Source organism: Bacteroides sp. (genome assembly GCA_036351255.1).
Classification (GTDB): domain Bacteria; phylum Bacteroidota; class Bacteroidia; order Bacteroidales; family UBA7960; genus UBA7960.
The window spans coordinates 1-3,820 of record JAZBOS010000085.1; the positions used below are offsets into that span (position 1 = coordinate 1).

General features: G+C 48.4%; 4 protein-coding genes. All 4 read right to left on the reverse strand.

The features are described from left to right. Nucleotides 1–247: 247 nt before the first annotated feature. On the reverse strand, nt 248–1,039 hold the full coding sequence (locus tag V2I46_07920) for an ABC-2 family transporter protein (GenBank protein ID MEE4177420.1): 792 nt from the start codon (nt 1,037–1,039) through the stop codon (nt 248–250). Between the two features lie 2 nt (nt 1,040–1,041). After that, on the reverse strand, nt 1,042–1,833 hold the full coding sequence (locus V2I46_07925; protein ID MEE4177421.1) for an ABC-2 family transporter protein: 792 nt from the start codon (nt 1,831–1,833) through the stop codon (nt 1,042–1,044). Further along, nucleotides 1,830–2,828, reverse strand: a complete 999-nt coding sequence (locus tag V2I46_07930) for an ATP-binding cassette domain-containing protein (protein ID MEE4177422.1) — start codon at nt 2,826–2,828, stop codon at nt 1,830–1,832. The genes V2I46_07925 and V2I46_07930 overlap by 4 nt, the downstream gene beginning before the upstream one ends. A gap of 348 nt (nt 2,829–3,176) precedes the next feature. Further along, a partial coding sequence (locus V2I46_07935) for an alpha/beta hydrolase (GenBank protein MEE4177423.1) occupies nt 3,177–3,820 on the reverse strand: 644 nt, incomplete at its 5' end.

Sequence of the window (3,820 nt, forward strand, 5' to 3'; positions counted from 1 at the left end):
AAGCTGATCGCACCAGAATTGAAGATGCGAACGCCAACAGACTCTGATCCGCCGTCTGCGTCAGTGGTGGGAAGGACCAATCCCAACAAGAATATTGCGAGAATCAGCCATTGAAAATAATTGCGGGTCATCTTAACCCCGGAAAAATAGCATCCATAATGTCTTTATCATACATTCAGTCTTGAGAAGTGGCAATATGGCGTGAAGGGTTTTCTCTATGATGCCTCTGAGTATGCTGCTTTTTTGATCAGCTTGATGCGCTGGTGTATTTTTTTAAACCCTGGCGGAACAACCATGAGGCACCTATCAGTGCACCAATGGTAAACAGGAGGGTGAGGATCAACCACTGCCAGGAGAGCTTTCCCGAAAGTGCCTGGGCAGGGATGGTTGTCATCAAACCCACCGGGATGATCCACGTCAGCACAAGGCGCAGCCAACCCGGGTAAAGTTCCACCGGGTAGCGCGCAAGCTGAAAAAGGTCGTTTATGATCCAGGTAAATAGAAAACCTGAATTCCAGAAAACAAGGGCAGAAAAAGCCAGCAGGGCGGCATACAGTAGGGCGACGCCGGCAATTAAGGTGATGATAAATCCCAGCACTGCGAGTAGGGTTAGTTCGGCTTGCATGAGGTGAATGGCATAGCCGAGAACCCCCAGTGCCAGGCACAGGTCAAACAGCATTAAGACGCGCCAATGGCGGAAGCTGATTAAAAATTGTTTATCCACAGGGCGTAGAAGGGTAAAGTCAAAGGTGCCCTGCCAAATTTCACCATCCATCCCTGCTACGGATTCCAGGCTTGGCCCGATAAAAAGCCCTCGAAGGGCAGCAAGCAGCAGGTAAACACCAAGCAAAGCCATTGCTGAGGGCAAGTCCCAACCCTTGATGCTATCCACCTGATTGAAAATTACCGTCAGGCTGAGCACACCTGTGACCAGATTCAGAATAGCATTTAGAAAGCGGATGAAAAAATTGGCTCGATATGCCAATTCCGCCTGGGTGGAGACTTTGAAAAATTCGAAGATCAATCGCAATCCTTGCATCCTTAACCTCCAACTGCCTCGTAATGACGGACACCCCGGATCCATACCAGCCGGTAAAGCAGATAAGCTGTAATGGTCCAGCCAAGCTGGATCAGAAGACCGCTGAAGATCTCGTTTTTATCGAGAAACCCTGTCAAAATTTCCACGGGAAAAGCGGACATATATCGAAAAGGTAAAATCTTTGCCAGGGACTGCATCCAATTTGGCAAAAGCCGAATCGGTGCCAGGTGCCCGCCGAGCAAGAAGATCATGGTGTCCTGTAATGCAAGCAGGGAATCAGCCCGTGTTGCCCAGAAAGCCAGCAATGCCAACCAATAGCCCCAGAAGAAGCGCAAAGCCCAGGCAAGCACAATTGAGGGGAGGAATAATAGGCTTTGTTGCCAGCTCAGGTTAAACTGCGGTCGGAATATCAGCGCAAGGACAGCGGTCACAGGGACAGAAAAGAGCATGAAGACGACCTTCCCTGCAATTTCTGAGGAAAGGGCATGGTAAAGCGGTGACATGGGTTGGATTAACCATCGGCTGATTTGTCCCATGCGGATGTTATCGCCAACCGTCCAGTTTGTGGTTGCGTAGGTCAGCTGGTTTACCAGCACAAGGACCAGGTAATAGCCCGCTAAAGTGTCTTGTGATAAACCAGTCAGGGAGCCTTCGCTTGCTGCGGCAGACCAGATCATCAGGTAAACCAGCAAGGGCAGCATCCACCCAAATGCCAGCAGGAAGAAAAAACCGCGGTGCTGAAGCCAGGATTGCCATGTGTTCTTAATCAGTTCCCAACCACCCTGGTGATTCATACTTTTCCCTCCTCGTAAATCTGGTCAATGACCGCTTCAATAGGCGGGTCTTCGACTGAAAGGTCGGCGACGGGCAGGTTAGAAAGAATTTCTGCGGTAACCTTCGGCACATCAGACCGGGAGACGCGCAATATATGATGACCATTTTCTGAAGGCAGGTATTCAACTGTGGAAAATTGGGTTAAAAACCCTTCCAGGTTTGAGGGTGGGGTGGTGAATTGCAGTTTGACCAGTTTGAAGGGGGCAAGCTTATCAGCAAGTTCTTGTAAGGCGCCGTCGAAGATGAGCCCGCCGTGGTGGATCAGCATCACCCTTTCGCATAAGGCGGAAACGTCAGCCATGTAATGGCTGGTGAGGATCACAGTTACCTGGTGCTGCTGGTTGTACTGCTTGAGGAAAATCCGCAAGCGCCTTTGCATGGCGACATCCAACCCAAGTGTGGGTTCATCTAAAAAGAGCACATCCGGGTGGTAGAGCAGACCTGCAACCAGCTCGCACTTCATGCGCTCACCCAATGAAAGGTTTCGCACAGGCTTCTTCAGCAAAGCTTCCATATCCAGCAAGCTGATCAACTCATCCAGGGTATGCTGGTATTGGTCTTGGGGTACTTTGTAGATTTTGGAAAGGACTCTGAAACTGTCCAGCGGCGGGATGTCCCAATTCATTGCACTGCGGTTGCCCATCACCATGCTGATTCGTTGAAGATATTCGGGTTTCCGGTCCCATGGTGTAAAGTCGGCAACTTTGGCTTCGCCATGTGTTGGGTATAGCAATCCGGATAACATTTTGAGGGTGGTTGTTTTGCCGGCGCCGTTGGGGCCGATCAGCCCAACCATCTCTCCAGGTTGAATTGTGAAGTTGATATCGGTTACAGCTTCGACATCCTGGAATTTGGGTTTGAACAGGCCACGAATGGATGCGCTCAGTCCGGGTGCGCGCTCGGGGACGCGGTAGACCTTGGTCAGGTTTTTTACAGTAATGATGGGTTCTGCCATTGATGATCCTTTTGTTGGTGTGAAAAAATCAAACTATAGTATACAGGATAATTTAGGGATTGGTGAATGGTGAGTGGTGAATGCTTTCGCAAAAGCTTGCCTATTCTCTAGAAAATTTAATGAGTATGGTTTTTTGGAGTAAGGGACTTTAGCCTGAGAAGAACTAAAATATTATAAATTTTTTATGTCTATTAACCTAATTAATCACGGATTTTTAAGCATAATGAAGATACCTTGCTCTAGAGTATTGAGGAAGATTGAATACAATATAAAAAACTTGGCCTGAGGTTACCAGGCCAATTTGTCATCTTTTTATGTAAAAATGCTTATATGAAAATTACTGCAAGATTAAACTTCAGACCAAAAAGCTTCCATTGCTTTGAAGGTTTTTTCGGGCTGTTCCCAATGGGGTAAACCCTTTGTTGGGGAAACGCGTTCTGCTTTCCAGTTTTCTTTTTCTTTCAGCAGAATAGGCAGCATATCGAACCGTGTGTATGGATCGCGATCATAGATCACCAGTACTGGGGTTTCCAATGTTTTATAAACGTTTTCCCGCACTGTCTGGGTAAAGAGCTTGCCGCTCAAGAAATAGGTTGGGGCAAACTCTGCACCTGGTTGGTGCGCGGTCTGGTAGGCATAATCCACAAAGCGCTCCGGTACCAGGCCTTCAAAACTTTTGTTGAGGAAGAATTGGATGCTTGGTCGGCTTGCAACCAGGTCAAAAAAGGGGCGATTCCACAATGGTACAGCCAGACCTGCATATACTGTATTCTTTGTGCCGCGCTTTTCTGCTCGTTGAGACAGCCGATCTGTCTTGGGCTGATCAAAGCCTGTCGGAGAGAGCATCACAATCGATCGGAAGAATTCATCGTTTCCCTGTGCAGCAAGGGCAGCAAATTCACTGCTCAAGGAAAGGGTCACCACATCTGCCGGTTCGCCGACCACTTCCTTTAGAAAATCAAGGATGGCTTGTTGAAAGAGCTGCGGTGAAT